We start from the raw sequence: 26421 nt of genomic DNA, 5'->3' as shown, positions 1-26421 counted from the left end.
GCGCATTGGTTTGAAGCGCACGCTCATTTGTTTTCATACACAAATGCCTCAGAAAGTCTCTTGACCATCGCCCTGACGCGAAAGAGATGGCGGTGTGTTTGCGTAATTTTCAGCCGGTAACAGGTGGTGCGGACCAACGACGTGCGTCGTGCTTTCGTCTCAGGAACGGTGTGGGGCAGATCGCTGATCCACCCCACACGCGTTTGCTTCAGTTACGGATCGGCTTAGCCGCGGTCCAGCGCTTCCTGCATGCGCTCGGCAGCGTCGTTCAGCGCGTCCTCCGGCGACTTGAGGCCGTTGAGCGCGGCGCTCAGTTCTGCATCGAGGTAGGTGAGCATTTCCTGCGTCACGGTGCTCTTGGGGTCCTGAACACCGTACTCTGAGAAGGTCTGCCCCAACAGAATGTTGGAAGGATAGTTCTCAGGATCGAGTTCGGCCTGTGCCGACAGGCGTGCCGGAACCTGGCCGGAGGCGGCCCATTCGACCTGATTGTCGCTGACCCACTGGATCATCTTGAGCACGGCGTCGAGCTTCTCACCCTCGGTGTTCGTGGGGATCATGAAGGTATGCGCGCCGAACCAGGTGGCCTTTGTCTCGCCAAACTGCCAGTTGGGCCAGGCCGTGCTGTTGATGTCGCTGAACAGCAGCGCCTGATTACGGAACCAGGTTCCCGTGGGGAGAACGGCAACCGTACCGGCCCCGAAGCCCTGCCACGTGTCGAAGCCCGTCGAAGGCGGCGAAACGTAGTACTTGTAAACCAGATCGACGGCTTCCTGAAGCGCCTGGATGCCCGCTTCGGAATTGACGGTGACCGTCTTGCCGTCTTCACTCAGGAAGCTGCCGCCATGCTGCGCGAGCGCGGCGATGAAGTTGACGTTCTGCCACTCGCCAACCGTGTAGCCCCACTGCACCACGTTTTCAGGATCGAAATCGGGCGACAGCGCGTTGTTGCCGTTGCCGTCGAGGGTCAGCTTCTGGAAGAGTTCGACCCAGCCTTCGTAGGTGGTCGGAGCGGTCGCCGGATCGGTGCTGATGCCGGCGGCATCGAACATGTCGGTGTTGATCCACAGGCCGCGCCCGTGGTTGTCCAGCGGGATGCCATAGATGACGCCGTCATAGATCATGCCGTCCATGGTCGTTGCCGACAGGTCGTCATCGGGCAGCCAACCGCCGCCAGAGGTGTACTGGTCGCCCAGGTCACGGAGCACGCCGAAGCTGCCGAACATCGGGATTTCCGACGCGTGCAGCAGGAACACGTCCGGCGGATCGCCCGCGACGAACGCGGTTTGCAGTTTTTGATACAGGGTGTTCCAGATGATCATTTCGACCGTAACCGAAACGTCGGGGTTTTCTTCAGCGAACTTGGCCAGCATTTCGTTGAGGGTGACACCGTCTGAACCGGTCAGGCCGTTCCAGAACGAAATGTGCGTGCCACCGCTGCCAATCTCGGCCACGATCGGTGTGGCAGTCGGCGCTGGGGTTGCGGTTGGGTCGCTTTGGGCCTGGGTGGTGCCGGGGACCGAAAGCGAGAATACTGCCATCGAGAGCATGATGGCAACTGCCACACTAATCAAAGCTAAGCGTTTGAACATTATTTGCTCCTTGTTCGCAATAAGTGAGACAGATCTTGTTTATGGGTTGCTGACCTAAACCGGGAAGTATGGGAAGCTGTTTTATAGTTGAACTTCTTGAGGGGAATGACATGGACAAGCACCACAGCCAGTTCCCTCAACCATTCAGCGCTTCCTGGCAGCACCACCTCCTTCCATGCCGTTCACTTGCCGGAACAAATCCCGTAACTGCTGATTAGCTGGACAGAGACTTCTATGAACAGAAACGCCAGATAACGCAGTAAAACTCAGGGTTGTAGACGCTTAGGCTAATGGCTCGGACGAGTCGCAAGAGATACTGACACACTCATATCGCCAAACAGCAGCGCGATACTCAGGATGTTGGGAGCAGGGTGGTTCGATTGGGGCATCCAGTTCAGTAACTATTCCCCGGCCTACCTACGGCTTGACCGGGCACACTAAAGCTAAGTAACGCTAAATTTTATGCATTCGTATACACGCATTCGTATTACATCATAACTACGAGAAGATGTCAAGCAGTTTGCATGGAGTGGAGTCAGCGCGTCGCGTGGAAACGAGGGGCGCGTACCGGGGCGGGATCGGGGATATGATGGGGCAGAAAAAAACAAGCCTGAGCTTCATATGCTCAGGCTTGTTCGGTGTTCGACAAATGCCGGGCGGATGTTCCGCCGGGCGCGGCTAGGCCAGCGCTGATTCCGGCACGGTGTCCGTGATGCCCGTGATCACTTTTTCGACTTCCTCGATCGTCGTCTTTTTCGGGTTGACCTCGCAGATCTTTTTGCCCCGCCGCAGGATCACGATCCGGTCGACGACCTGGAAGACGTGATAAATATTGTGCGTGATGAAGATGCAGGACACGCCCGCGTCGCGCGCGTTTCGAATGAAGCGCAGCACCCCCTGCGTTTCTTCCACACCCAGGTTGTTTGTCGGTTCGTCCAGGATAATGAGATCCGCCTGAAAGAACATCGCCCGCGCGATGGCGATCGACTGGCGTTCGCCGCCCGACAGCGCTGTGATCGGCGTGTTGGGGTCGAGTTCTTTGGTGAGGCCCACTTCTTTGAGCAGCTTGCGTGTCTCACGCTCCATGCGCCCCTTGTCCATGCGGTTGAGGAAGCGCGGCCCGGTGACCGGCTCGCGGCCCAGGAACAGGTTGCGGATGATCGAGAGCTGCGGGACCAGCGCGGAGTCCTGGTAAATTGTTTCGATGCCTAGCTCGATCGCGTCCCAGGTGTCGCTGAGCTTGACCGGATTGTCCTTAAAAAAGATCTCGCCGCCGCTGGCTTTAAGCGCGCCGGACAGGATCTTGATCAGCGTGGATTTGCCCGCGCCATTATCTCCCACAAGGCCGACGATCTCGCGCTCGCGGATGGTCAAAGAGACGTCTTCGAGGGCCTGTACCCGGCCAAACATCTTGCTGATATGTTCCATTCGGACGAGTTCAGCAGTCACTGCACTACTCCCCTGGCTGCAAATTCCGCTCTACGAACGAGTGCACGGACATCATGATGAGGATAATCGCGCCGATGAAGATGTTGTAGGCCAGTCCCGGCACGCCTACGAAGACGATGCCGTTACGCATGACGCGCAGAATAAGCACGCCGAGGACCGTGCCGATAATCGTGCCCCTGCCGCCGGAGAGCAGCGTGCCCCCGATCACCACCATGGCGATGACTTCCAGCTCATAGCCGGCGCCGCTGTTCGGGTTGGCCGCCGACACACGAATCGAGCTGGTGATGCCTGCATAACCGGACATGATCGCCGTTAGCACGAACAGCCACACCTTCGTGCGTCCCACGGGCACGCCGCGCGCGCGCGCCGAGCTTGGGTTGCCACCTGCTGCCTGAATCCAGTTGCCTACTTTGGCCTGGGTTAGCACATAATTGAGCAGGATGGCAAAGGCAATGAACCAGATCAGCGACGCGAAAATGCGGAACTCATTGATGTAAATGTCACCGACGATGACGTTCATCAAGCGCGATTCGGCGTTCCAGGTGCGCTGCGGAAAGCCATCCGTGATGTAGAGGGCGCTGCCGCGCACGACGAATTGCATGCCGAGCGTGACGAGGAACGAGGTGATCCTCAACCGGGTGACGAACCAGCCGTTGGCAAACCCGATCAGCGCTGAAATCACGATGGCGATCACGAAGCCGACCTCGAGTGAGGTCGTCCCTTCGTTGAACAGGGTCCACATCACGATTGGCGCGATACCAAATACCGCGCCGACCGACAGGTCGAATTCGCCCGACGTCATCAGCATGGTCATGCCCAGCGCGATCATGCCCAGCTCGGGGATGAAGGCGAGCATGTTGCTGATGTTGCCCGACGAGTAGAAGCGCGGCTCCATCACGGAGAAGATAATAATTTCAGCAAGCAGCAGAATCAGCGGCCCAAACTCGGGGATGGAAATAATCCTTCTTGCATCGGGCCGGGAAATACTTTTTTCGCCGAGAGAGATCGATGACATCGAGTCCTTCCCTAAGTTTTTTTGAAGTGGCGAACAAGGGGTATGAGACTGGCGGTACGCCGCCAGTCTCATATCGTTCACGCTGCTATGGTGTCACATCTGCCACAACCAGGGAGGGTTAGCCGCCCTGCATGATGTTGAGGTAGATTTCAGCCGAATCGGCTTCGTAGAGGGTCCCGACGATGATGTCGAACCCCGGCGGGATGCCGCTGGAGGCCATCAGTGCCAGGGACAGGCCCATGTAGCTGGTCGCCTGCGGATCCTGCCACATCGCCGCGTTCACGTACCCATCGAGCACTTCCTGGGCCGTCTCGGGCGAGTTGCCCCAACCGACCACGGGGATGTCACCCGGGGCTACGCCCACCTGATCGAAGACGCGCGCGATGCTGCCCGTCACGAGGTCGCCCAGGCCGATGATCGCGTCGATCTTGTCCTGGTTCGCGGTCAGGTAGTCCGACATGCGGGTGATGATCTCCGCCTGGTCAAGGGTCGCGTCGGTGACTTCGTACTCGATCCCAAGCGGATCGAACACGCTGGCGATGCCTTCGGTTTCCAGCGCCTGATAGGTCGCGCCGGGGACTTCAACCGGCATCCACACGAAGCTGCCTTCGCTGACGAAGCCGTTATCGACGAGATACTGCGCCCAACGGCGCCCGATCTCAATGTTATCGCCGCCGACGTAGGCGTCGCGGCCACTGTCCGCATCTTCGGTGTTAATAATGATGACCGGAATGCCAGCCGCGTGCGCTTCGGCAATCACTTCATTCAGCGAGCCCGGATCGGGCGTGCTGGTGACGATACCTGCCGCGCCCGCGGCAATCGCCGCGCGGAAGGCTTCCTGGTGCGAAGGAACGTCGCCGCTGTGGAACGAGGTGCGAACCTCGATGCCCGTATCGGCAGACCACTGTTCAGCACCATCCAGGAAGTATGTCCACACCGGGTCCGCCGGAGAACCGTGCGAGATCCAGTAAAAGACCTTGGTGTCATCTTGTGCCGAGGCGGTATAGGGTGCTGCAAATGCGAGGACCAGACTCAAAGTTAGTAGAAGCAGACCGAACTTTTTAATCATGGTAATCCCTCATTCAATATTAAATACCCGTACGAATAGTGAGCTTTGGCTCGTAGGACGGGAAGAGGCTCTGTAGGCCGCGAACGCCTCCTTTCTGATCGTGAAAGCAGCGGGGCGGTGCGCTGACGCGACGCCTTCGCCGCCAGACAGAATCGGGCTTACACTGAAATTGCAGTCGATTTGGCCGGGTTGAGCATCATGGGACGAACCGTTTAAGTTTCTTCGTTTGCTTGGCCTGGTTTGGCTTATACGCGCCGGAAGATCAGCACGTCGGTAATATACCAATCGAAATTAGATTTTCCCTCATTGTAGGTGCATATTGATGCACGGTCAAACCGGGCGCTCAGAACCGGCTGGCGGCGCGAGAGAAATCAGGCATTTGTGACTACCCATAGGGAGAAAAGAATGGATTACACCTATCAAGACATCGCCAAGATGATCGACCATTCGCTGCTTAACCCGACGCTGACGCAGGACGCGCTCGAAGAAGGCATCCGGCTGGCGCTGGACTACGACGCGGCCAGCGTGTGCATCCTGCCGTACTACCTCAAGCGCTGCGCGGATCTGCTGCGCGGCAGCGACGTGCGGGCCAGCACGACGATCGGGTTCCCGCACGGCGGCCACACGACCGCGATCAAGGTGGCCGAGGCGGAGCAGGCCCTCGCGGATGGCGGCGAAGAACTGGACATGGTGGTCAACATCAGCCAGGTGCTCAGCGGGAACTGGGATTACGTCGCCCAGGACATTCGCGCCGTGACCGAGGTGACACACGCCGCCGGGCAAAAGGTCAAGGTCATCTTCGAGAACTGTTATTTGAACGACGATCAGAAGCTGATGCTGTGCAAGATCTGCGGCGAGATCGGCGTGGACTGGGTGAAGACGTCCACGGGGTACGGTTCCGGCGGCGCGACCGACGAGGATCTGAAACTGATGCGCGCGCACGTCCCTGCAAGCGTGCAGGTCAAGGCGGCGGGCGGCGTGCGCACGCTGGATCGCCTGCTGGAAGTGCGCGCGCTGGGCGTCACGCGCTGTGGCGCGACGCGTACGGCAGGCATTCTGGACGAGGCGAAGGCGCGCCTGGGGCTGTGAGTCCGGCTTATCGCAGCGCTTCGTCGGCGGCGCGCAGTTCGTTGAACAGCGCCGGCGTGATGTCGATGTCGAAGATCTGGCCGATGATCATCGACCAGCCCGCCAGGAAGTAATACCAGCCATCGACCACGGTCAGGCTGCGCGCGGCGCGCTGCCGTTCCGCCTGATGCAAAAAATCAAGCTCGCCCCGGTAGTTCAATTCCCAGGCGAAGCCGTCCTGCGGAAACACGCCCGCGTCCGTGATGGGCGAGCCGGGCGTATCTTTGCCCATGCCGGTGGCGTTGATCACCATCGATCCCGGCGGCAGCGCGGCCATGAGGCGGTCGTTGGCGGCGGGATCGCTGTTTTCTATGAACTCAAATTCAATGCCGGACGCAGGCATATGCGCCCCGATCAGATCGCGCAGGTGGCTCAGGCGCACTCCGCTGTGATCGACAAAAATCACGCGTGCGGGCCGGTCTTCCGGCGGCAGCGTGCGGGTAAGGTAGACGCTGATGGCGGTTGCCGATCCGCCCGCGCCCAAACACAGGATGTGCGCCTTGCTCCGGTTCCAGGTGCCCGCCGGGATGAACTGCTGTATGGACAGGCCCGACGTGATCGGATCGACCGCGTGCCCGACCAGCTTGCCGTCGCGCTTGTACACCGATGCGACTTCCTGCGTGAGCTGCGCTTCAGGCGTCAGCACGTCGAACAGGTCGCGGGCGGCGTTCAGCGTGTTGAGCTTGTGCGTGGTGATGACCGCGCCCAGCGACAGGGGATCGCACTTGATCTGGTAGATCGCCCGGCGGTACACCTCGGCTGGCCCGTTGATCGGCAGGTCCAGCCCGACCAGCTCCGCGTTCCCTAGCCCCAGGATCTCGGCCCAGCGCGGGAACATCCGGCGGCTGAGCGAGCGCCCGGTCGTGACGCCGAAAAAGTAGGCGGTGGGCACGTCGCGCGGCACCACATCGAATTCGGGGGCGTCAGGCATGGGATCAGCCTCCATACACGCGCTTGAGCCGCCGCTGGTAGTCGTCGTACGAGTCCTCGAAACCCTGCTGCGACTTTTCCGCCCCGGCGAACACGCTGCTGGTCAGCACGAGCGGGGGCTTGCCAAGCGCCACGAGCCGCTGCGCGATGGCGCACTTCAGCGCGTTCGTCACCGCCGCCCCGCCGATCGTCGAGCCGGGGCCGACCGGATCGTCCAGCCCTTCGACGCGGACCATTGCATCCCCGGCGGGTGTGCAGTTGTCGATCGTGACGTCCGCGAGGTCGATCAGCTTTTTGCCGGAGCTGTGCTTGGGCGCCTGCAAGCGGCTGTGGTCTTTGGAGATCACGGCGATGACGGACAGATCGCGTTTTTTCGCTTCGAGCGCCATCTCCACGACGACTTCGTTCACGCCGCTGTTGGAGAAAATCAGGAAGCTGTCCGGCGGCTGGAGCACGAAGTTGCGCAGGATGACCGGCGCGAAGCCCTCGACGTGTTCGAGAAACATCGCCTGCCGCTGCCCGTTCGCGCCCACCACCTGATTGTGGTACGTGAGCGACAGTTCCACGATCGGGTGAAAGCCGGGGAAGCTGCCGTGACGCGGGTACATTTCCTCAATCATCATACGCGAGTGGCCGGTGGCGAACATATGCACCAGCCCGTCATTGGCGATCGTGTGCGCGCAGATCTCTGCCGCGCGCTCGATGTGCTCCATTTCGTGTTCGCGGATGCGCTTGAGGATCGCCTCCGCCGCATCCAGGTAGGCCAGGGCTGGGTCCATCGGTCATCCTTTCCATTGTGTGCAGGGTAGGTCAAACTGCGTCGCGCCGCCACTCGAACCGCTCGCCGCAGCGCAGCACGGCGTAGGGCAGACCGGCAGCGTCCGCGCGGCGGGTGAACTCGCTCACGTCCACCGTGTTGAAGGTGAACATGTCGTAGTGATGCGGGATCACCAGCCGGGGCGATACGGCTTGCGCCAGCGATACGGCTTCTTCGGCGTTCATGTTGGGTGGCACTTTAAGCTGCGCCAGCCGCTCGCTCGTGCCGTTGATGGGCAGAAACAGGATGTCCGGCGCGAACGGCTTCAGGCGTTCGGCCAGCCCGTCGTAAGCGAGCGTGTCGCCGCTGTGGTACAGCGTCAGGCCGTCCACCTCGATCACGTAGCCCAGGAAAACGGGTAGCCGGTTGCGGGATCGTGCTCGAAGGTGGGGTGGGCCGAGGGCAGGCTGTGCACCGTGAGCGGCCCGACCTGGATCGTCTCCTCGCCGCGCGTGGGGATCAGCCGCGCCCGGTCCAGGCCGAGCGTGTCTGCGGCGTAGTCGACCAGCGCGGCGGGCAGCACCAGCCGCGCGCCGGGCGACGCTGCGAACAGGTCCGGCATCGTGCCCGGATCGAGGTGATCGCTGTGCTTGTGGCTGGCAAATAGCCACGCGGCGTTGGAAATGTCCGCGCCGCGCAGCGGGGCCGCCGTCATGCGGATGTGCGGTTTTTCCGTTGCGGCGTACTTGGCGGTGAGGTGTTCCGACAGGTACAGGTCGATGTAAAACAGCGCCGACGCGGTTTTGATGGCGTAACCGCTCTGGCCCAGCCACCAGATCGCCGCTTCTCCTGCGCCGGGACGCGCCGCGTCGATGTCGTCAAGCAGCGCCTGGCCGCTCTGCACGGGCTGAATCATGGTCACTCCCCGATTTATGCTACACTATCTTCCATTATGACAGGTAGCTTAAACTTGCAAAAGTATTCTTTCAGGAGCAGCGCCTCATGACGACCAATCTGCCACTTTTGCCCACCAGTGTGATCGGATCTTACGCGTGGCCCGCGTGGCTGCACACGGCGCTGGCTGCCGCGCAGCGCGGGGAATACGGGCCGGAGGATATGCTCGAAACGCAGAACGACGCCGTCGATCTGGCCCTGCGCGACCAGGACGACGCGGGCGTGGACATCATCACCGACGGCGAGATGCGCCGGGTCGGGTTCTTCACCGCCGAGTTTTACGGCCATATGACCGGGCTGATCGAGCTGCCGCCGCGCCGCAAGGTCGGGGTGGTAGGGCACGACCAGCGCGAGGGCTACGAAGCCTCTGCGCCGGTCGAAGCGCCTGCGGGCCTGGGGCTGGTGCAGGAGTTTGAATATGCGCGCACGCGCACCGCGACGCCGCTGAAGGTGCCGTGTCCGGGGCCGTTCACGCTGGCGGGGCGTATCAGACCGGGCAGCGTCTACACGGACCGCATCGACGTGGCGTACGCGTTGGCGGAGATCATCAACCGCGAGCTGAAGGCGCTCGTCCAGGCGGGCGTGACGTTCATCCAGCTCGACGAGCCGTCCTACGCGGTGCACTCGGGGGCAGGCGCGCCGGAGGAATTCGTGAAGCTGTTCAACACCGCGGTGGACGGTGTGAACGCCAAAATCGGGCTGCACCTGTGCTTCGGGAATTTCGTCGGGCGTCCGGTCGCCAAGCGCACCTATCGCCCGCTGTTCCCGTACATTCTCGACGTGCGCGCCGACCAGCTTGCGCTGGAGTTCGCCAACCGCGAAATGGCCGAGCTTGACCTGTGGAGCGAGTTTGCCAGCGAAAAGGAACTGGCGGCGGGCGTGGTGGACGTCAAGAATTATTACGTCGAGACGCCCGCCGATGTGGCCGAGCGCATCCGGCGCGTGTTGGAAGTCGCTCCGGCGGAAAAAGTGACGCTCACGCCCGACTGCGGCTTCAGCCAGACCGCCCGCTGGGCGTCGCGCGCCAAGCTCAAGGCGCTGGTGGACGGCACGAAGATCGTGCGCGCCGAGCTTACGGGCACGTAAATTCGTTTTGGCGGCCTGCTTGACTCCGCAAGAACTTATGTTCTATAATTATGGCCAAAATTAGAAAAAAGGAGGCGCTATGCCTCGCGTGAAATTCACCAGCCATTTGCAGCGCTATTTCCCCACCCTGCAAGAGACTACCGTAGAAGGCCACACCGTCGCGGAAGTGGTTGCCGTGCTGGACGAGCGCTATCCGGGGTTGGCAGACTACGTGCTGGACGACCAGGGAGCGCTGCGCAAGCACGTCAATATCTTCATCGACGAGGACGTCATTACCGATCGCACCACGCTGCAAGATCCGGTCAGCGAGCTGAATCGGGTCTATATCTTCCAGGCGCTTTCGGGCGGATAAAGGAGCACGCTGACGATGACTTCGGACACACTGCTGCTTGGAACGCACAAAGGGCTGTTGATGCTCGACGTGAGCGGGGCGCGCCCCGCTCTGACGTGCGAGGCATTCGCGGGCATCCCCGTGTCGCACGCGATGCTCGATCCGCGCCACAACACGATGTGGGCCTGCCTGGATCACGGGCATTGGGGCCAGAAGCTGCACCGCTCGCGGGATTTTGGGCAGACGTGGGAGGAGATCCCCGCGCCGAAGTACCCGCTGGGCGAGGAGATCTCGGAAGGCGTGCCCGCGACCGTCAGCTACTTGTGGTTGGTGGCCCCCGGCGGCGCGGACCAGCCGGATCGCCTTTACATCGGGACCGAACCCGGCGGCCTGTTCCAGAGCGACGACGGCGGGCAAACCTTTGAGCTGGTCGAAGGCCTGTGGAACCATCCGACACGCAAGGATTACTGGTTTGGCGGCGGGCGTGACTATGCGGGACTGTGCTCGATCATCGTGGACCCGCGCGACAGCCAGCACATCATCATCGGCATCAGCGTGGGCGGCGTGTACGAATCCACCGATGGCGGCAAGAGCTGGGAGCCGCGCAACGAGGGCTGCACGGCGGACTTCTTGCCCAATCCGACCGCCGTCGCCGGGCAAGATCCGCACTTTGTAGTGTCCAGCCCTAAGCACCCCGACGTGTTATGGCAGCAGAATCACTGCGGTGTGTTCCGCAGCACGAACGGAGGTCGCCGCTGGGAGAACGTCTCGCAGCCCGGCGGCCCGGTCAACTTCGGCTTTGCGATCGCGGTAGACGACGACGCGCCCGATACGGCCTGGGTGATCCCGGCGGTCGCGGACGAGTGCCGGATCGCGGTCGGCGGGGCGCTGTGTGTGAGCCGCACGGACGACGGCGGCAAAACGTGGACGGCCTTCCGCGACGGGCTGCCGCAAGAGCAGTGTTACGACCTCGTTTTCCGGCATGCGCTGGATAAGCAGGGCGACCGGTTGGCCTTTGGGACCACGACCGGCAACCTCTACCTCTCCGACGATCGCGGCGAGTCGTGGCGCTGCCTGGGCAGCAACTTCCCGCCGGTCAGTTCCGTGCGTTTCCTTCCCAGGCAATAACCAGTAACAGGGACGGCTGAAGAAATAGCGAGGGGGCGTCGATATCGACGCCCCCTTTTGCTATCCGGGAAATGAAGGGGCACTCACGTCTGGCGAATCGGGTAGGCCCGGAACTCGCGCACGGCGTTGTATAGTGCCAGCAGATTTTCGGCGGGCACGCGTGCCTGCACGTTGTGGATCGAGTTGAAGACGAAGCCGCCGCCTGGCGCGAAGATCTTGAAGCGCTCGTGTACTTCCTGGCGCACCTCGTCCGGCGTGCCGAAGGGCAGGGTATGCTGCGTGTCGATGCCGCCGCCCCAAAACGTGATGCGATCGCCAAATTCGGCCTTGAGTTCAATGGGATCCATCCTGGCGGCGCTCGTCTGCACCGGGTTGTGGATGTCGAACCCGGCCTTGATGAAGTCCGGGTACAGCGCGCGCACCGATCCGCACGAGTGGATGAACGTCTTCCACGTGGTGTTCTGGTGCACCCAGTCGTTCACGCGCTGGTGGAACGGCATGTATAGATCCCGGTAGGATTTGGGCGAGATGAACGGGCCGTTCTGCGCGCCGAAGTCCGTCCCGGTGATGTAGGCGGCGGTGATGCGGTTGCCGACGACCTCGTAGAGCTTCGCCAGATTGTCGAGCGCGATCTCGCACTGGCGGTCGAAGACGTCGTAGATGTAATCGCGGCGCAGGGCGGTGCTCATGTACCACTCCGCGACGTCGCGGATGCCCTTCGGGTGCTTGAGCCAGGGCGCAGGCACCAGCGCGATGTCCCCGAAGCCCGTCCCGCCGAAGTTCGCCAGAATCGCCTTGTCCGTGCTCTCGTACAGCCGCGTGATCTCCGCCTCGAAGTAGGCCAGATCCTCGTCGCTGATCGGCCCGAACTCCTCCAGGTTGTTCTCGACGTTCAGGTTCTCGTCGTCGATCGGCGGCTGGCGGATGATCGCGTCGAAGTACCAGCCTCCGGCGGGCATGCGCGCGCCGGGCGGGACGGAGCGGTCGCCTTCGGGATACTGCACGATGTCCCCATTCGGTTCCGGCTCCGTGTTGAACGCGTCGGGAACCAGCACCGGCGTGCCGTCGAAGGTCGTCCACGCTTTCCAGTTCTCGTTTTTGAAGCCGAAGAAGTTTTTGGGCGAGCTGACGCCGACCACGTCCGCGCCTAGAGCGTCGAGCAGGTCCGGCTTGATCTCACCGAGCATCTGGAACGGCTCGGTGACCTTGACCGGCGTGCCCGGCGCGTCCAGACCCAACGCCTGACGAAGCTGGTAAACCGAGTTGACCTGCATGCCGGTCGTCCCGCTGCTGCCCAGATCGAGCGGCACGCAGTCCGCTTCCTGATGGTTGAGCGCCCGTTCGACGCGCTCGCGTGAGGTTAACATAAGACCACATCCTTTTATGAACCACGCTCATTAAGTGACCAGCGGGCGAGGGCGTAAAAACCACAAAAAGTCGTGACGTGCTGCTGCATGTCAGTATAACCCCCGGCGCTCCGCCGCACGAACGCCGCAGCGAACAAGAAGAACCACGAGTTCAGGATTAATCTGCTCCCATGTTGCATGCAACATATTGGTTGTAGTAGAATGCATTTATTAGCTCGGGGCCGAGCTTTCAGGTGCACGCAAAACACACATCATCCCACTCTCGTTTGTTCAGTAGTCTGCGGGCGGTTTCATGTCTCTGTCTCAAAATAACGGCAAAATCACATTTGTATCGTTCACCGACGAGTGCTACGCGCGGATCCAGTCCGATATTCTCGATGGCCGGATGCGCTGGGGTGAACGGGTCGACGTTACGACGCTCGCGGCGGAATACGGCGTCAGCCGCTCCCCTATCGTGAAAGCGATCGAACGTCTGGCGCACGAAGGGCTGATCGAGATCATTCCCAACAAGGGCAGCTACGTGCGCGCGCCAACCCGAAAAGACATCGTCGAAGTGACCGAGATCCGCTTTGCGGTCGAGGCGCTCAATGTGGAGCTGGCCTATGAGAAACAAAAGGATAGGCTGCTCGAACGGTTGGCGGAACAGGATCGCACGATTGCCGTGTTCGAGGAGCGCGGTGAGGAGATTCCGGAGGACGTATTCCTCGCCTACGACCGGGATTTCCACTGGACGTTTGCGCTTGCCGCGGACAATTCGCGCTTGCTCAATATCATCGACGTGAACCGCAATCAGGTCGAGCTGTTCCGCATTCGCACCTACTCGCGCGACAAGGCCAAACAGTCGATCACGAGGCACCGGACGATTGTCGAGCACTTGCACCACGATCAGTTGGCCGACGCGGTTCGTGTGCTGCGGCAGCACATTTACGAAGTGGGCGAATTTGCCATCGAGACGGTCGTGATCCAGTCCCAGTGATTTGGTAGTCACTTACTTTCTTACGCGTCTAGAGAAAGAGAAACGCACGTGAAAAAGATACTTAATGCTCCCGATCTGTTCGTGCCGGAAATGCTGGATGGACTGCTCAAGGCCCATCCCGATCTGCTGGCGTTTGCGGGGAACGATCCCCACTGCATCGTACAGGCGGATGCGCCCATCGAAGGCAAAGTGGCGCTGGCGACAGGCGGCGGGTCCGGCCATCTTCCCGTGTTTCTGGGCTATGTGGGCAAAGGGCTGCTGGATGGATGCGCGGTCGGGGACGTTTTTGCGTCGCCCAGTTCCGACCAGATGCTTGAAGTCGTGAAGCGCATTCACGGCGGCAGGGGCGTCCTGTTTATCTACGGCAACTATGGCGGCGATGTCATGAACTTCGATATGGCCGCCGAGCTGGCCGACCTGGACGGGATCGAGGTGCGCACCGTCCTGGTGAAGGATGACGTCGCATCTGCGCCACCCGACGAAGCCGATCGCCGCCGGGGCGTGGCCGGAATGGTCTTCGCGTTCAAGATCGCGGGCGCAAAAGCCTATGTTGGCGGATCGCTGGACGAGGTCGAGGCGGCGACGCGCAAGGCGCTGGACAACATCCGCACGATTGGCGTCGCACTGTCGCCCTGCACGGTGCCCGCTGCCGGTCGCCCGACGTTTACGCTGGCGGACGACGAGATGGAAATCGGGATGGGGATTCACGGCGAACCCGGCATGAAGCGCGAGAAGCTCCAGACGGCGGATCAGATCGCAGAGCGCATGACGCTGGCCGTGCTGGACGATATGCCGCTACACGCCGGAGAGCGCGTGGCCGTGATGGTCAACGGGCTTGGAGCGACGCCGCCCGAAGAACTGTACATTCTCTACCGCAAGACGCACGATATGCTCGCCGAGCGGGGCATCAAGATCCACCGGGCCTACGTTGGAGAATATGCGACGAGCATGGAAATGGCGGGGGCGTCGCTGACGCTTTTCCGGCTGGATGGCGAGATGGCCGAGCTGCTCGATCTTCCGGCACAGTCGCCGTTCTTCGTACAATATCCGGGCGGAGTGTGGTAATGGCCGCAATCGAAACACCGGACATTGTCGCGGCCATCGATCGCGCCACGGATCGAATGGTCGATCTGCGCGACACGCTCAACCGCCTGGATGCCGCGCTCGGAGATGGCGATACGGGGATCACCGTCGCAAAGTGCGCGGCGGGGATCAAAGCGTACCAGGAGAGCAATTCGCCGGGCGACGACCTGGGAACTTATTTCATCAAGATGGGCGGCGCGGTGAATCGCGCCGCGTCGAGCAGCCTGGGGACGCTGATCGCAACCGCTTTGATGCGGGCCGGAAAAGAGGTCCAGGGCGCAACCAGCCTGGACGGTCCTGCGCTTGCCCGTATGCTGCGCGCCGCTGATGTGGGCGTTCAGGAGCGTGGAAAGGCGAAGCCGGGCGATAAGACGATTGTGGATGCGCTTCACCCCGCAGCCGAAGCTTTTAACGCCGCGATCGACGGCGGCGATGCTCTGTCCGACGCCGCAGTGAGTATGCTGCACGCCGCGCGGCAGGGCCGGGATGCCGTGATCGCGAGTCGGAGCAAGATTGGCCGGGCAGCCTGGGTCGGCGAGCGTACCGAGAACCAGCCCGATCCCGGCACAGTGCTGTTTGTCCAGGTGCTCGAAGCAGTGCTGCAAGTCGAACCAAGCGAACCCGGCTCCACCTCAGCTTAGACACGGGCTGCGCCCGTACAGCTGGGAAGGTATTCGCGCATCCGGGGCGGTGAGGATCGTGTCTTCCCCTACAGCCGCCTCGACGGATGCCAGGAGGCGGCTGTAGGGAGGCGTTCAAACGATGGGGTGCGTTACGACAGCGACGAGATCGTGTCGAGGCGCACCTCTTCGACGTGTTCGAGCAGGGCGCTGATCGCGTCGTCCAGCCGGTCATCTTTCAGGCAGCCCAGCACTTCATGGTGGCGCTCGACTGCCTTTTGCGTTTGAGGCTCCAGGTAAGTTTTCGTGCGGAACAGCTCCACCTGGTTGCGGATCATTGCGAAGATTTCCATCAGCCGCGAATTGTCCGCCAGGCGCGCGAAAGTCGCGTGGAATTCGCGGTCGTACTCACGGAAGACCTCAAACGGAACGTCTTGCTGGTCACCCTGGTAGGGGGCCAGAACCCGCTCGTTCTTTTCCAGCGCGGCAATCAATTGCTCTCGATTTTTCGTGTAGGCCAGCTCACACGCCAGCTTTTCGATCGCGGATCGAATCTCGGTCACTTCGTCGATGTCGCGGATGGTCGGGGTGCGGATATAGCTGCCCTTGTTGGGCTGGATCTCGACCAATCCCTCGTGCGCCAGACGTTCGATCGCCTTGTTGACCGGCGAGCGGCTGACGCCGAAGTCCTGCGCGATCTGCGCGACGTCAAGCTGTTCTCCCCACGGGAGAATATTGTTCAGAATGTCCGCCCGGATCCGGTTATAACATTCGTCGGCTAGTGAAACGTAGGTGATTTTGCCGTGTGATGTTGGCATGGTAGTTTTTCCAGTGCACTTATTTGGATAGTATATTAGTTCCGGTGGTGGCTCCCATAATATTATAGTCGTGTTGTTTGCGACATACAACATATTGCATTTAGGATCGATCCTGAAACCCTGCCAGCAGCAGCGGTCGATCGGTTCGGGGCTTTAACTTGGCTTCCGCGAACACGTTGACTCGCACCTGCTTTCGTGGTTTAATGTAACCAACATGTTGGATGCAACGCATTGCCTGTGAAACTTCGCATAAAGGCAGATACATGCAGGTTGATGTAGTCTGCCCCCTTATTTCCTGTTTCTATCAGTTACCACGAGGGCGAAATGAGTTTTCCAAAAGGTATCATCCCAGCAATGCTTACGGCCTTTACCGACGATGGCAGTGTCGATCTGGACGCGACCCGCTCGTTTGCGGAATGGCTGATTGGCAAGGGCGTTCACGGCCTGTCGCCGACGGGCAGCACCGGTGAAGGCGCGGCGATGACGGACGAGGAACGCCTGCAGGTGATCAAGGCCACCATCGAGCAGGCGGCGGGTCGCGTGCCGGTCTATGCGGGCATCATCCACTATTCGACCAAACTTGCCATCAAGCTGGCGACTTCAGCGATGGAAGCGGGCGCAGATGGCGTGATGGTGCTGCTGCCGTTCTACTATGGCCCGACCATTCCCTCGGCGATGGATCATCTGCGCGCAGTGTCTCACGCCATCGGGCAGCCGATCATGGTCTACAACAACCCCTGGTTTGCCGGGTTTGAGCTGTCGCCGGAACAGGTGCGCGTCCTGGTTGAAGAAGGCGTTGTGAACTCGATCAAGGCCGCCCACGGCGACCCGATGCGCGTGAATTACCTCAAGTACCTCTGCGGCGACAAGATCACCGCGCTCTACGGGCACGACTACGCGCCGCTTGAGGCCTTCGCCGCGGGTGGCGACGGCTGGCTGTCCGGCTTCCCCAACGTCGTGCCGGATCTGGCGGTCGAGCTATTCGACGCCGTGCATAACAAGGCCGACCTGACGCTCGCGCGGAGCATCTGGGCACGCATCGCGCCGCTGGGCTACTACTTCATGTACGAGCGCACCGGCCCGAACGCGGCTCCCCACTGGCTGACCGTGTTCAAGGAAATGATGCGGATGTTGGGCGAAGATATTGGTATGCCGCGTCTGCCCGCCGTGGAAATGACCCCCGAGGAGCGCGCTGTGCTCCGTAAGTACGTCGCCCAGGTTTATCCAGAGCAGGTATCCGCCGAATAGACACGGTAGTCTGCAGGGCAGTTGCCGTGTCGCCAGATGGTTCGCTGGCCCAAAGGAGGCGCTTCGAGTAGAGAGTCGAAGAGGAACGCGTCACACCCATCTCACCCGGTAACCAGATAGTGATTGTTGTTCGCATGTAAGGAATCTTAGGATAGGCCGGCTGTTTGACTGGCCGGAATGGGAGAAAAAATGAGAACACCGTTTGGCTTGACAAAGCGAATCACCCTTGGGCTCGTGCTGCTCATCACGTTGGCGCTTGTGATTCAGCCCACGGCATCACTCACGACGGCTAAGGCTCAGCAGGCCGATAAAATTACCATCGCGCTGGTGTTGAACACCAGTGACTACAAGACGGTCGAACCGCTCGTGCAGCAGTGGGCGGAAGAAACGGGTGTCGAAGTCGAGATCATCGAAGAAAACACGCAAACCTACGTGGCCGACTATATTCTGGCCGCCAATACCCAAAGCCCCAAGCTCGATATGGTGATGTTCTGGGACTTCTATCTCGACCAGCTTGCCCCCATGCTGACACCGCTGGATGGCAGCGCCGATCCGGCTGTAGCGATTTCCGACGAAGCCCGTGCGGACTTCATCGACATCGCGCTGACCGACTACAACGGCCACCCCTACATCATGCCGTACAGCCTCGATGTTCGCCTGCTGTACTACCGCACCGACCTGTTGGAAGAAGCCGGTTTCACCGAGCCGCCGCAGACCTGGGATGAGCTGGTAGAATATGCTCAGGCGCTCACCAAGGACCTGGACGGGGATGGGAACATCGATCAGTGGGGGTTCGTGTCGCTGGGTCTGGCCGGCCAGGTGTTCAATACCTATACCTTCTTCGACTTCCTGTTCCAGAAGGGCGGCCAGATCTTTGACGAAGATGGCAATCCCGCCTTCAACAGCCCCGAAGGGGTTGAAGCCCTGCAGTTCATGGTCGATCTGAAGAATCTGTACGAAGTGATGCCGCCTGACGTGATCTCGTACGACAACAACGAAGTGCACGAAGGGTTCCTGGCGGGCAAGTTCGCCATGACGAATCACTGGCCCTACATGTACGGTATGACGGTGGGTACGGACCTCGAAGACGTGGTGGGGTACGCGCTTGAGCCCGCGCCCGAAGGCGGCTCATCCATGACGACCTTCAACCGCTGGGGTTTCGGTATTCCGGCGATGTCGGAAAACAAGGAAACCGCCTGGGATCTCATCCAGTACCTGACCAATACCGAGTCGGGCCTGTTCGAATACAGCCAGATGCTCGACTGGCCTGCTCGCTCGTCCGTGTATGACGCGCCGGACCTGGCCGATCTCGTGCCCGAGCGTCATCGTGAATTCTCCCAGTTCGTGTTCGACGTGGCGGAATCAAGCGCTGAAACCGTCATTCTGCCTCGCGGTGGTGAAACCTCTCAGATCCTGGGCGAGTACATCGACCAGGCGATGGCGGGGGCCATGTCCCCGGAAGACGCGCTGAATACGGCGGCGGAGTCGATTTCGGACCTGCTGGCGGAGTAGCTTCTCTTCGGAACGCCACGGCGTGATTGTGTGGAGAGGGGCGCTGCGCTCCTCTCCCACACTATACCTGACAAAGCCACTTGGCTTGGGATTGGTACATTAAATATGTTACGTCGATTTGCACCTTATGTGTACGCTTTTCCAGGCTTGCTGCTGTTACTGGTCATCCTCGGATACCCTATCGGACGCGGCTTTTACCTGAGCTTTTATAAGTACAACCTGTCCACCTTTGATCCGCCAACGCTAATCGGCTGGGCGAATTACGAAAAACTCTTCGCCGATCCGCTGTTTATCGAAGCCTTCAAGCACACAATTATCTTCGTGGTCACTTCGATCTCGCTGGAGTTTGCGCTCGGCATGATGATTGCGCTGCTGCTCCAGCTCGATTTTAAGGGGCGCAACCTGCTGCGCGGCGTTACGCTGCTGCCCTGGATGATGGCCCCGGTCGTGACGGCATTCGTCTGGTCCTGGCTGCTGAACGGGACCTATGGCATCGTGAACTACGCGCTGACGGAGGTGGGCCTGATCTCGAAACCGATCGAGTGGTTCACATCGACCAATCTGGCGCTGCCCACTCTGATCTTTATTGACGTGTGGCAGTCCACCCCGTTCGTGATGCTGGTGCTGCTGGCCGGGCTGCAAAACATCCCCGAATCCCTGTACGAAGCGGCGCGCATCGACGGCGCAGGCTCGGTGCGCAGCTTCTGGCATATCACGCTGCCGCTGCTCAAGCCGTCCGCTGCGGTCGCGCTGCTGATGCGCACCATGATCGCCCTGCGTTTCTTCGACGCGGTGTGGATCATTACGCGGGGTGGACCCGCCAACTCGACGGAAGTGCTGGCCACCTACGCCTATAAGAAGTCGATGCTCGGCTTTCGCATGGGGTTCGGTTCCGCCGCGACGACGATTATTTTCCTGCTCGCATTCGTCATGAGCATCGGCTATATCCGCCTCATTCTGCGACGGGAGGCGTAAATGTCAAGGAAAACACTGCGCCTGGGGCTTATCTATTTCGCGGCGACACTGCTCGTGCTGTATACGCTGCTGCCGATTATCTGGGTTTTGCTCACATCGTTCAAAGCCGAGACGGAGATCGTCAGTTTCCCGCCGCACGTTTTTCCCCAGCACGTTACGTTCGATAACTACTCTCGGATGTTCGAGACTGATTACCGGTATTATGCCCGCAACAGTTTGATCGTCGGCGTGGTGGGAACGGCGCTGGTCATGGTCCTGGGCATTGCGTCGGGCTATTCGTATTCCAAGTTTTTCACCTATAAAGCGAAAAACGCGATGATGATCTTCATCATTATCGCGCGTATGGTGCCCGAAATTGCGGTCATCATCCCCCTGTACTTCCTGATGCAGACGTACAATCTGTACGATTCGAAAACGGGGCTGATCTTGATGCTGGCTGCGATGGCGTTCCCCTTGGCGACGTGGCTGCTCAAGACGTTTTTCGACGATGTGCCCGTGTCGATAACGGAGGCGGCAACCATCGACGGTTGTTCGTCGATAGGGGTGTTGGTGCGCGTCATCCTGCCGATTTCCTGGCCTGCGATCGCCAGCACCGTGACGATCACCTTCCTGACGATCTGGAACTCGTTCCTGATTCCGCTGGTCTTCACCAAGTCGGTCGAGTCCAAGACGCTGCCGGTGGCAATTTCCGAAATCGCTTACGGCGAATACGGCGTCAATTGGGGCGGCCTGTCGGCCATCGCCATCATCACGATTGTGCCCGTGTTCGTGATCGGGTTGTTCGCGCAGAAGTATCTGACTGCCGGGCTGACTGCCGGAGCAGAAAAAGGCTAGTTCAAGTATCGGTAACCGGCAGCAGCAAACAAAAAACCTGTGAGTGCAGTGTTCTCACAGGTTTTTTGCGTCGAACAGAAAACCGAGGAGCGTATTTGCCCGGTTGTCGTCGTGGTGTGTGCCGCCCGGTGCGCCCTACGCACCCGCGCCGCGCAGTGATGGCGTCCAGAAATCTTGCCCGGCGCGCTGCTTTTCGAGATCCATCTGGCGCAGCAGGCTGAAGCCCTTCAGCGCGACGCGGATCGCGGTGTCGTGCCCGGCCCCGGCGGTGAACGTCTCACCCGTGACGATGTTGTCCGCCACGGAACAAATCGAGCCGCCGCGCTTGCCGAACAGCGTTGCAAGGGTGACGACTGCCGCCGACTCGCGGTCGCCGTTGAGCACGCCCGCGCGCCGGTAGTAATCGATCACTTCGAGATGGCGCGGCTGCATATACCCGCCGACCGAAGGCCGCCCCACGCCGCAGAAGTCGCTGTCGCTGGAGCGCGTAATGCCCACGTGAAACGATACGCCGAGATCGTACGCGGCCTGCACGAACGCCATCACGACTTCATAGCTGGCGGCGGCGGGGTATGACGGCGAAATGTACGCTTGCGTCATGCCCTCGTCGCGCACGACGCCCCGGCTGATCACCACGTCACCGGGCCGCACCGATTCGTGCATGCCGCCGGACCCGCCCACGCGCACGTAGGTAGTGGCGTCGGTGTTTTCGAGGAACTCGTGCAGGACCAGCTCGGCTTCCGGCGATCCGCTGCCGCCGCTAACGATGCTGATTCGCGCGCCTTCGAATGTGCCGGTGTAGGTGGTGAACATGCCCGTACGCGCGACCAGTTCCGCGTTTTCGAGGTGCTGCGCGATTTGCGCGGCGGGATCGTCCACGTAGTCGCACAGCGGATCGCGCACGGTGAGGATCACGTAGTCTCCGATCCGCGCCGGATCGATGCCGGTCAGGGCCGGTTTGCCATCGATGAGCAGGCCCTTTAGCGGCACGTTGGGCGCGAAGTCGTAGCGGTCGTAGAGCTTCTTGATCGATTCTTTCATAGTGTTGCAACCTCGTTGAAGCGAGTTAGGCCGACGACCTGGACGTTGTACTGTCGCTGGCGCGGCCCGTCGAACTCGAAGAAGTAAATCGCCTGCGAATGTCCCAGCACCAGATCCCCGCCCGACACGATCAGTGACAGCGACGCGCCGACCAGCACCGATTTGACGTGTCCGGCGGCGTCCTGGGGCGTATCGTGCTGGTGCTTGAAGTCGATGCGCGTTGGGATCAGGCGGCTGATTTCGTCGTTGACGTCTTCCAGCCCCAGCGGATCGGGAAACGAGATAATCGTCACGGCGGCAGTCGTGTGCGGGACCATCACGACGGCGATGCCTTCCTGCACCTGCGAGGACGCTACGGCGCGCCGCACCCCCTCGGTGATGTCCACCACGCCGTTACGCTCGGTTTTGAGCCGTTCCGTGAACATAGAAGCTGTGCCCTTTCGCGTCCGTGCTGCAAAAATCCACTCGTGCGGATCAAAGAATCAGGCTGTTGCGCGTCGTCGCGCCGTCGTGGCAGTCGGCCCACTGTCCGCTGGCTCCGCGCCCATAGGCTGCGCCGGTTTCAGCGGAAAGGTACGCTGCGAACAACGCCAGGGGAGCGCTGTCGAGCAGCGGGGCGAACACCGGGCGGATCGTCTGGGTGTGGGCCAGAACCTGCCCGAACGCCGCTGCCGCCGGGCTGCCGCTCAGCACGAGGTAGGGGCGCTTGAGCGTCTGCAGGTAGTGCTCGACCTCCACCGCACGGCTGAGCGCGGGCGAATCTGCCGCGCAGATCAGGATCGTGCCGGTATGCTCCGCGTCCGCCACAAAATACTCCTGGTGAACCCATTCCTCGACATCCTGGTGGGTGGCGTGCACTCCGACCGCTTCGAGCAGCTTGGCGACCCCATAGGCGGCGGTGGCGCGATCCGGCCCACTGCCCAGTAGCTCGAAGGCGGGTAGGGACGCCCATTCGTGCGCGAGCCGTTGGAGCGGCTGATCCATCTGCGCGATCGTGGCCTCGATGGCGCCCGCTGCGGCTTCCAGTTCGCGGCGCAGATCCATCGCTTCGTCGGCGGTGACCTGTCCGCGCACCTCGGCCATGCGGATGGCGAGCAGGTAAAGCGCCAGCAGCGAGCCGTAATAGGACCGCACGCCCGGCGCGGACGCGAACGGCGGGATCGTGACCTCCACCGCCCGATGGGCGGCCTGGCCGAGACGGCTGCCGGGATTACCCGTCACGGCGACGGTCAGCGCGCCGCAGTCGTTGTAATGCTGCACGGCCTCGACTACGCGTGCCACCTCACCGGAATTGCTCACGGCCAGCACCAGCGGGTTGGAAGGATACTGCCAGTCGAAGCGGCGGGCGTGGTAGCGCGAGGCTTGCATCGCGCTGAGCGCCTGGGCGCGCACCCCGGCCAACTCCGTGAACGCCGCCTCTGCCGCCATCGCGCTGATGTACGAATCGCCGCTGCCGGTCAGCACGACGTCCCGGGCGGCGAACATTTCCGGCGTGGTGATGATCTTGCGCGTGCGGCTTTCGAGTGTCCACACCTGTTCACGAATCAGCTCCGGCAGACTGAATACCTGATCGCGCATGGGGTTGGAGGAGTTGGATGAAGGCATGCCTACTTTGTCCTGTTCGTGTTGAATCCGCTAAAGGGTGGTCTGGTTGAGCCGGATGGGTTCCAGCCGATCGGCGCGCCGCCGGGCTTCGTGCTCCAGTGCGGCGTCAATGCAGCGCGGCGGCCCGAACTGTTCCAGCATGAACGACGCCGCAGCCGCGCCCCAGCACCCCGCGCGCCGGACATCGCCGCCAGACATGCAGTAGCCGACGAGGAAACCGCCCGTGAAGGCGTTCCCTGCGCCGGTGACGTCCATCACCTCGACCGGATAGATCGGGATGCGCCACATCACATGCTGGTCGGCGGCGATCGTGCCCTCCGCGCCGAGGCGCAGCGCGACGGCGCTCACGCCCGTGGCGAGCAATTTTCGCACAATGTCGCGCGGTTCCGCGAGGCCGCACAGTGCGCGGGCTTCAGCGATGTTGAGCGACACGAGGTCGATCCGTGCCAGGATCGCCGCCGCTGCATCCCACTGCCGCGCGTCCGCCGCGCCCGTGTGCAGCTCCCATACGATGATCGGGCGGCGCGTCGCGGTGGCTTGGAAGGCATACACAAGGTCCCAGTACGCGGGATTGGCGTCGCGGAACAGGTACAGCCCGCGCGCTTTGTGGTACACGGGCGGCAGATCGGCCAGGGTCGGCTCCATGCGCTTGAAGTGTTCCGGTCCAAACTGCGGATCTTCGACGCGGTCGTCGTCGGAGGCGTAATTGATGGTGGAGTGGGGCGTTTGTGGGGCGCGTACGTCCAGGCCCCGCGTGTCGATCCCGTTCTGGCGGAACCAGCCGCCCAGCAGTGCATCGAAGTCTTCACCTACGCCGGAAACGATGCCCACGGCATCGGACCACAGGCGCATGCCCGCCGCCGCATACGTCCCCGCGCCGCCTAACAGCCCCAGGCGGCGCTCACCATCGGACAGAATAAGGTCGTCGCTAATGATATTGGCAACCGACACATACTGAACTGGTTGCATAACGATTTCCTATGCAGGCTGACCAATTGACATCTCGAATAGACGTCTATACAATAAAACAAGTTGGTGTGGATGTAAAGATGCCGTTTTTGCTCTGAACTTAAACGTCTTCATCAAAAAAACAGGGTGGAGCAGCATGGGGAAGATCGATCGAGAGTCGCCCGTCCCGGCCTACTACCAGATTGCGCTCGATATTCAGGGGCGTATCGCGCAACAGGAGTGGAAAGCCGGGGAAAACATCCCGTCCGAGACGGCACTCGCCAAACAGTACGGCGTCAGCCGCGTGACGATGCGCCAGGCGCTTGCGGAGCTGGCGAAGGACGGCATTTTGGAACGACGGCAGGGCAGCGGCACGTTCATCAGCCAGAAGCCGATCCCGCTCGTGCACGACCAGAGCCTGCCGCACATCATGGCCGGGCGGCTGCACAGCCGGGGTCTGGTGACGTCGTCGCAGATCGTCGAGACGCACACTTTTCCAGGGCCGACGCCGCAGGTGCAGGAAAGTTTGCGCGTGACGCCCTCGACGTCCATCGCCTATTTGAAGCGCATCTTGCTCATTGGCGACCAGCCCGCCGCCCTCAACCGCTCCTGGTTCGATCATTCGCTCTGCCCCGGCATCACGGAGCAGCGATTGGTGGACGAATCGCTGTCCAAGACGCTGCGCGAGCGGTACGGGCTGGTGCCCGCCTATGCCGATAACTGGCTGGAAGCGGTGCGCGGCACGCGCGAGACGCTGGCCCTGCTGGAACTGGATGGGGGACTCGATACCCCCATGATCTTGCTGCAATCCGTGTCGTATCTGGCGGATGGGACCCCACTCGAATACTCGATCACCGAGTGGCTGGGAGACCGCATCCGCTTCAATTTCCGCTCGCCGTTCGCGCATGAATCGACCGATCAGCGCTATGGCATGCGGATTGGCCTGACCAGTGACTCTGTGCCGATGCCTGAAGATTGACCGCCGCCCAGCCAGGAGGGCTGCTCATGAAACGAGTGCTGATCGACTGCGATCCCGGAATCGACGATGCGCTGGCCCTGATCCTCGCCGTCAAGTCTGGGGGAATGGCGATTGAGGCCATCACGACCGTCACCGGCAATCTGACGGCGGATCGCTGCTATCGCAACGCGCGGAAGGTGCTGGCGCTGCTGGGCGCGGACCCGATCCCGATGGGACAGGGGCCGCTGAAGCCGCTGATCCGCCCCTTTCCGTCCGACCCATTCTCGCATGGCGCGGACGGGCTTGGAAATACCAACCTGCCGGAGCCGGACCTGCCCGCCAGCATCCCTTACGCGCCGAACGTCATCGTAGAAACGGTCAACCGCTGTGCGGGCGACATTACCCTGATCGCCACCGGACCGCTGACCAACGTCGCGCTGGCGCTGATGCAGGACCCCGATCTGCCCAAGAAAGTCTCACAGCTCATCATCATCGGCGGCGCGTTCGGCTTCGATCGCAGCGCGGCGCTCAACGCCACGGGCGATAACCCCGTCAGCGAGTGGAACATCTACGTCGATCCCGAAGCGGCCAAGCTGGTGTTCCATGCCGGGTTTGCGCTGTCGGCGCTGGGGCTGGATGTGGCGACCCACCACGACATCAACCTGCTAGAGCCGGAGATCGACCACCTGAAAGCAGCGACGACACCCGAAGCGAAGTTCGCGCTGGGCATCATCGCTTTTACCACGGGGCGCGGCTTTGGAACCTATACCGCGCTGATCGACTCAACCGCGATCGCGGCGGCCCTCTACCCGGAGTTGTTCGACTTCACCACGATTCACGTGGACATCGAAACACAGGGCGAACTGACGCGCGGTGAAACCGTCACCGATATTCGCAGCAACTTCCGTTGGACTCATCTTCCTGCGATCAATGCGGCGCGCGGGGCTGATTTTGACGCCTTCCGCAACCTTGTCGTGACGACGCTTTGCCAGTAACG

The 26421-nt window shown here is 61.3% G+C and carries 27 protein-coding genes; 13 read left to right on the top strand and 14 right to left on the bottom strand.

All coding sequences use genetic code 11. The annotated features are described in order from the left end of the window. Nucleotides 1-224: 224 nt before the first annotated feature. From V7116_RS10225 to V7116_RS10210, 4 genes are all read right to left on the bottom strand, one after another. Nucleotides 225-1592 carry an ABC transporter substrate-binding protein gene (locus tag V7116_RS10225; protein WP_324391819.1) on the bottom strand — a complete coding sequence of 456 codons (1368 nt, stop codon included), beginning with the start codon at nt 1590-1592 and terminating at the stop codon, nt 225-227. 678 nt (nt 1593-2270) lie between these two features. Beyond that, entirely contained in the window at nt 2271-3041 is a 771-nt protein-coding gene (locus V7116_RS10220) for an ATP-binding cassette domain-containing protein (protein ID WP_324391818.1), read from the bottom strand. Between the two features lie 4 nt (nt 3042-3045). Next, complete coding sequence (locus V7116_RS10215; RefSeq protein WP_324391817.1) at nt 3046-4056, bottom strand: ABC transporter permease; 1011 nt, start codon at nt 4054-4056, stop codon at nt 3046-3048. 118 nt (nt 4057-4174) lie between these two features. Beyond that, nucleotides 4175-5125, bottom strand: coding sequence for a sugar ABC transporter substrate-binding protein (locus V7116_RS10210; RefSeq protein ID WP_324391816.1), 951 nt, complete (start codon nt 5123-5125; stop codon nt 4175-4177). A gap of 405 nt (nt 5126-5530) precedes the next feature. On the opposite strand from V7116_RS10210, the gene deoC reads away from it, so the two are divergent. After that, nucleotides 5531-6214, top strand: coding sequence for a deoxyribose-phosphate aldolase (gene deoC, locus V7116_RS10205; RefSeq protein WP_324391815.1), 684 nt, complete (start codon nt 5531-5533; stop codon nt 6212-6214). A 7-nt stretch (nt 6215-6221) separates the two neighbouring features. Here the strand turns inward: deoC and V7116_RS10200 are convergent, their stop codons facing one another. Genes V7116_RS10200 through V7116_RS10185 form a run of 4 tightly spaced genes read right to left on the bottom strand, consistent with a single transcriptional unit; the run spans nt 6222 to nt 8856 of the window. Continuing rightward, complete coding sequence (locus tag V7116_RS10200; protein ID WP_324391814.1) at nt 6222-7184, bottom strand: shikimate dehydrogenase family protein; 963 nt, start codon at nt 7182-7184, stop codon at nt 6222-6224. Nucleotides 7185-7188: 4 nt separating this feature from the next. Continuing rightward, a complete protein-coding gene (locus V7116_RS10195) occupies nt 7189-7962 on the bottom strand; it encodes an SIS domain-containing protein (RefSeq protein WP_324391813.1) in 774 nt (257 codons plus the stop codon). 31 nt (nt 7963-7993) lie between these two features. After that, nucleotides 7994-8341 (bottom strand): MBL fold metallo-hydrolase, encoded by a 348-nt coding sequence (locus tag V7116_RS10190; protein WP_324391812.1) that lies wholly within the window; start codon nt 8339-8341, stop codon nt 7994-7996. Then, complete coding sequence (locus V7116_RS10185) at nt 8338-8856, bottom strand: MBL fold metallo-hydrolase (protein WP_324391811.1); 519 nt, start codon at nt 8854-8856, stop codon at nt 8338-8340. Before V7116_RS10185 ends, V7116_RS10190 begins: the two co-directional genes overlap by 4 nt. An 86-nt stretch (nt 8857-8942) precedes the next feature. On the opposite strand from V7116_RS10185, the gene V7116_RS10180 reads away from it, so the two are divergent. The 3 genes from V7116_RS10180 to V7116_RS10170 all read left to right on the top strand — a co-directional run bounded on the left by V7116_RS10180 (nt 8943) and on the right by V7116_RS10170 (nt 11439). Further along, nucleotides 8943-9980, top strand: a complete 1038-nt coding sequence (locus tag V7116_RS10180; protein WP_324391810.1) for a hypothetical protein — start codon at nt 8943-8945, stop codon at nt 9978-9980. A 79-nt stretch (nt 9981-10059) separates the two neighbouring features. After that, nucleotides 10060-10332, top strand: coding sequence for a MoaD/ThiS family protein (locus V7116_RS10175; RefSeq protein ID WP_324391809.1), 273 nt, complete (start codon nt 10060-10062; stop codon nt 10330-10332). 15 nt (nt 10333-10347) lie between these two features. Beyond that, on the top strand, nt 10348-11439 hold the full coding sequence (locus tag V7116_RS10170; RefSeq protein ID WP_324391808.1) for a WD40/YVTN/BNR-like repeat-containing protein: 1092 nt from the start codon (nt 10348-10350) through the stop codon (nt 11437-11439). Nucleotides 11440-11522: 83 nt separating this feature from the next. On the opposite strand, the gene V7116_RS10165 is transcribed toward V7116_RS10170, so the two are convergent. Next, nucleotides 11523-12806 carry a uroporphyrinogen decarboxylase family protein gene (locus V7116_RS10165; protein ID WP_324391807.1) on the bottom strand — a complete coding sequence of 428 codons (1284 nt, stop codon included), beginning with the start codon at nt 12804-12806 and terminating at the stop codon, nt 11523-11525. A 292-nt stretch (nt 12807-13098) separates the two neighbouring features. Here V7116_RS10165 and V7116_RS10160 point away from each other — a divergent pair, with 292 nt between their 5' ends. The 3 genes from V7116_RS10160 to V7116_RS10150 are packed head-to-tail and all read left to right on the top strand — an operon-like array spanning nt 13099 to nt 15506. After that, entirely contained in the window at nt 13099-13782 is a 684-nt protein-coding gene (locus tag V7116_RS10160; RefSeq protein ID WP_324391806.1) for a GntR family transcriptional regulator, read from the top strand. Between the two features lie 48 nt (nt 13783-13830). After that, a complete protein-coding gene (locus V7116_RS10155; protein WP_324391805.1) occupies nt 13831-14847 on the top strand; it encodes a dihydroxyacetone kinase subunit DhaK in 1017 nt (338 codons plus the stop codon). Beyond that, nucleotides 14847-15506 (top strand): DAK2 domain-containing protein, encoded by a 660-nt coding sequence (locus tag V7116_RS10150; RefSeq protein ID WP_324391804.1) that lies wholly within the window; start codon nt 14847-14849, stop codon nt 15504-15506. Before V7116_RS10155 ends, V7116_RS10150 begins: the two co-directional genes overlap by 1 nt. A gap of 131 nt (nt 15507-15637) precedes the next feature. Here V7116_RS10150 and V7116_RS10145 read toward each other — a convergent pair whose 3' ends face one another. Next, on the bottom strand, nt 15638-16303 hold the full coding sequence (locus V7116_RS10145) for a GntR family transcriptional regulator (protein WP_324391803.1): 666 nt from the start codon (nt 16301-16303) through the stop codon (nt 15638-15640). Nucleotides 16304-16627: 324 nt separating this feature from the next. On the opposite strand from V7116_RS10145, the gene V7116_RS10140 reads away from it, so the two are divergent. The 4 genes from V7116_RS10140 to V7116_RS10125 all read left to right on the top strand — a co-directional run bounded on the left by V7116_RS10140 (nt 16628) and on the right by V7116_RS10125 (nt 20872). Then, complete coding sequence (locus tag V7116_RS10140) at nt 16628-17551, top strand: dihydrodipicolinate synthase family protein (protein WP_324391802.1); 924 nt, start codon at nt 16628-16630, stop codon at nt 17549-17551. Between the two features lie 207 nt (nt 17552-17758). Continuing rightward, nucleotides 17759-19063, top strand: a complete 1305-nt coding sequence (locus V7116_RS10135) for an ABC transporter substrate-binding protein (protein WP_324391801.1) — start codon at nt 17759-17761, stop codon at nt 19061-19063. 147 nt (nt 19064-19210) lie between these two features. Then, nucleotides 19211-20038: a carbohydrate ABC transporter permease gene (locus tag V7116_RS10130; RefSeq protein WP_324391800.1), complete on the top strand. Its 828-nt coding sequence runs from the start codon at nt 19211-19213 to the stop codon at nt 20036-20038. Further along, complete coding sequence (locus tag V7116_RS10125) at nt 20039-20872, top strand: carbohydrate ABC transporter permease (RefSeq protein ID WP_324391799.1); 834 nt, start codon at nt 20039-20041, stop codon at nt 20870-20872. It begins immediately after the preceding gene. Nucleotides 20873-21007: 135 nt separating this feature from the next. Here V7116_RS10125 and V7116_RS10120 read toward each other — a convergent pair whose 3' ends face one another. Genes V7116_RS10120 through V7116_RS10105 form a run of 4 tightly spaced genes read right to left on the bottom strand, consistent with a single transcriptional unit; the run spans nt 21008 to nt 24487 of the window. Next, nucleotides 21008-21913: a nucleoside phosphorylase gene (locus V7116_RS10120; protein WP_324391798.1), complete on the bottom strand. Its 906-nt coding sequence runs from the start codon at nt 21911-21913 to the stop codon at nt 21008-21010. Then, on the bottom strand, nt 21910-22338 hold the full coding sequence (locus V7116_RS10115; protein ID WP_324391797.1) for a secondary thiamine-phosphate synthase enzyme YjbQ: 429 nt from the start codon (nt 22336-22338) through the stop codon (nt 21910-21912). Before V7116_RS10115 ends, V7116_RS10120 begins: the two co-directional genes overlap by 4 nt. A gap of 49 nt (nt 22339-22387) precedes the next feature. Continuing rightward, nucleotides 22388-23518, bottom strand: coding sequence for an SIS domain-containing protein (locus V7116_RS10110; protein WP_324391796.1), 1131 nt, complete (start codon nt 23516-23518; stop codon nt 22388-22390). A gap of 30 nt (nt 23519-23548) precedes the next feature. Next, on the bottom strand, nt 23549-24487 hold the full coding sequence (locus V7116_RS10105) for a carbohydrate kinase family protein (RefSeq protein ID WP_324391795.1): 939 nt from the start codon (nt 24485-24487) through the stop codon (nt 23549-23551). A gap of 136 nt (nt 24488-24623) precedes the next feature. On the opposite strand from V7116_RS10105, the gene V7116_RS10100 reads away from it, so the two are divergent. Both V7116_RS10100 and V7116_RS10095 read left to right on the top strand, forming a co-directional pair. Further along, nucleotides 24624-25445, top strand: a complete 822-nt coding sequence (locus V7116_RS10100; protein WP_324391794.1) for a GntR family transcriptional regulator — start codon at nt 24624-24626, stop codon at nt 25443-25445. Nucleotides 25446-25471: 26 nt separating this feature from the next. Beyond that, nucleotides 25472-26419 carry a nucleoside hydrolase gene (locus tag V7116_RS10095; RefSeq protein ID WP_324391793.1) on the top strand — a complete coding sequence of 316 codons (948 nt, stop codon included), beginning with the start codon at nt 25472-25474 and terminating at the stop codon, nt 26417-26419. Nucleotides 26420-26421: the final 2 nt, after the last annotated feature.

Source organism: Aggregatilinea sp. (genome assembly GCF_036822615.1).
Taxonomy (GTDB): domain Bacteria; phylum Chloroflexota; class Anaerolineae; order Aggregatilineales; family Aggregatilineaceae; genus Aggregatilinea.
This window is presented reverse-complemented; position numbering and strand designations above follow the sequence as displayed.

Bases quoted from the DNA above. Each gene is read 5' to 3' on its own strand.
- V7116_RS10225 (WP_324391819.1), bottom strand. From the start codon at position 1,592: ATGTTCAAACGCTTAGCTTTGATTAGTGTGGCAGTTGCCATCATGCTC.
- V7116_RS10215 (WP_324391817.1), bottom strand. From the start codon at position 4,056: ATGTCATCGATCTCTCTCGGCGAAAAAAGTATTTCCCGGCCCGATGCA.
- V7116_RS10210 (WP_324391816.1), bottom strand. From the start codon at position 5,125: ATGATTAAAAAGTTCGGTCTGCTTCTACTAACTTTGAGTCTGGTCCTC.
- deoC (WP_324391815.1), top strand. From the start codon at position 5,531: ATGGATTACACCTATCAAGACATCGCCAAGATGATCGACCATTCGCTG.
- V7116_RS10200 (WP_324391814.1), bottom strand. From the start codon at position 7,184: ATGCCTGACGCCCCCGAATTCGATGTGGTGCCGCGCGACGTGCCCACC.
- V7116_RS10195 (WP_324391813.1), bottom strand. From the start codon at position 7,962: ATGGACCCAGCCCTGGCCTACCTGGATGCGGCGGAGGCGATCCTCAAG.
- V7116_RS10185 (WP_324391811.1), bottom strand. From the start codon at position 8,856: ATGATTCAGCCCGTGCAGAGCGGCCAGGCGCTGCTTGACGACATCGAC.
- V7116_RS10180 (WP_324391810.1), top strand. From the start codon at position 8,943: ATGACGACCAATCTGCCACTTTTGCCCACCAGTGTGATCGGATCTTAC.
- V7116_RS10175 (WP_324391809.1), top strand. From the start codon at position 10,060: ATGCCTCGCGTGAAATTCACCAGCCATTTGCAGCGCTATTTCCCCACC.
- V7116_RS10170 (WP_324391808.1), top strand. From the start codon at position 10,348: ATGACTTCGGACACACTGCTGCTTGGAACGCACAAAGGGCTGTTGATG.
- V7116_RS10165 (WP_324391807.1), bottom strand. From the start codon at position 12,806: ATGTTAACCTCACGCGAGCGCGTCGAACGGGCGCTCAACCATCAGGAA.
- V7116_RS10160 (WP_324391806.1), top strand. From the start codon at position 13,099: ATGTCTCTGTCTCAAAATAACGGCAAAATCACATTTGTATCGTTCACC.
- V7116_RS10150 (WP_324391804.1), top strand. From the start codon at position 14,847: ATGGCCGCAATCGAAACACCGGACATTGTCGCGGCCATCGATCGCGCC.
- V7116_RS10145 (WP_324391803.1), bottom strand. From the start codon at position 16,303: ATGCCAACATCACACGGCAAAATCACCTACGTTTCACTAGCCGACGAA.
- V7116_RS10140 (WP_324391802.1), top strand. From the start codon at position 16,628: ATGAGTTTTCCAAAAGGTATCATCCCAGCAATGCTTACGGCCTTTACC.
- V7116_RS10125 (WP_324391799.1), top strand. From the start codon at position 20,039: ATGTCAAGGAAAACACTGCGCCTGGGGCTTATCTATTTCGCGGCGACA.
- V7116_RS10120 (WP_324391798.1), bottom strand. From the start codon at position 21,913: ATGAAAGAATCGATCAAGAAGCTCTACGACCGCTACGACTTCGCGCCC.
- V7116_RS10115 (WP_324391797.1), bottom strand. From the start codon at position 22,338: ATGTTCACGGAACGGCTCAAAACCGAGCGTAACGGCGTGGTGGACATC.
- V7116_RS10110 (WP_324391796.1), bottom strand. From the start codon at position 23,518: ATGCCTTCATCCAACTCCTCCAACCCCATGCGCGATCAGGTATTCAGT.
- V7116_RS10105 (WP_324391795.1), bottom strand. From the start codon at position 24,487: ATGCAACCAGTTCAGTATGTGTCGGTTGCCAATATCATTAGCGACGAC.
- V7116_RS10100 (WP_324391794.1), top strand. From the start codon at position 24,624: ATGGGGAAGATCGATCGAGAGTCGCCCGTCCCGGCCTACTACCAGATT.
- V7116_RS10095 (WP_324391793.1), top strand. From the start codon at position 25,472: ATGAAACGAGTGCTGATCGACTGCGATCCCGGAATCGACGATGCGCTG.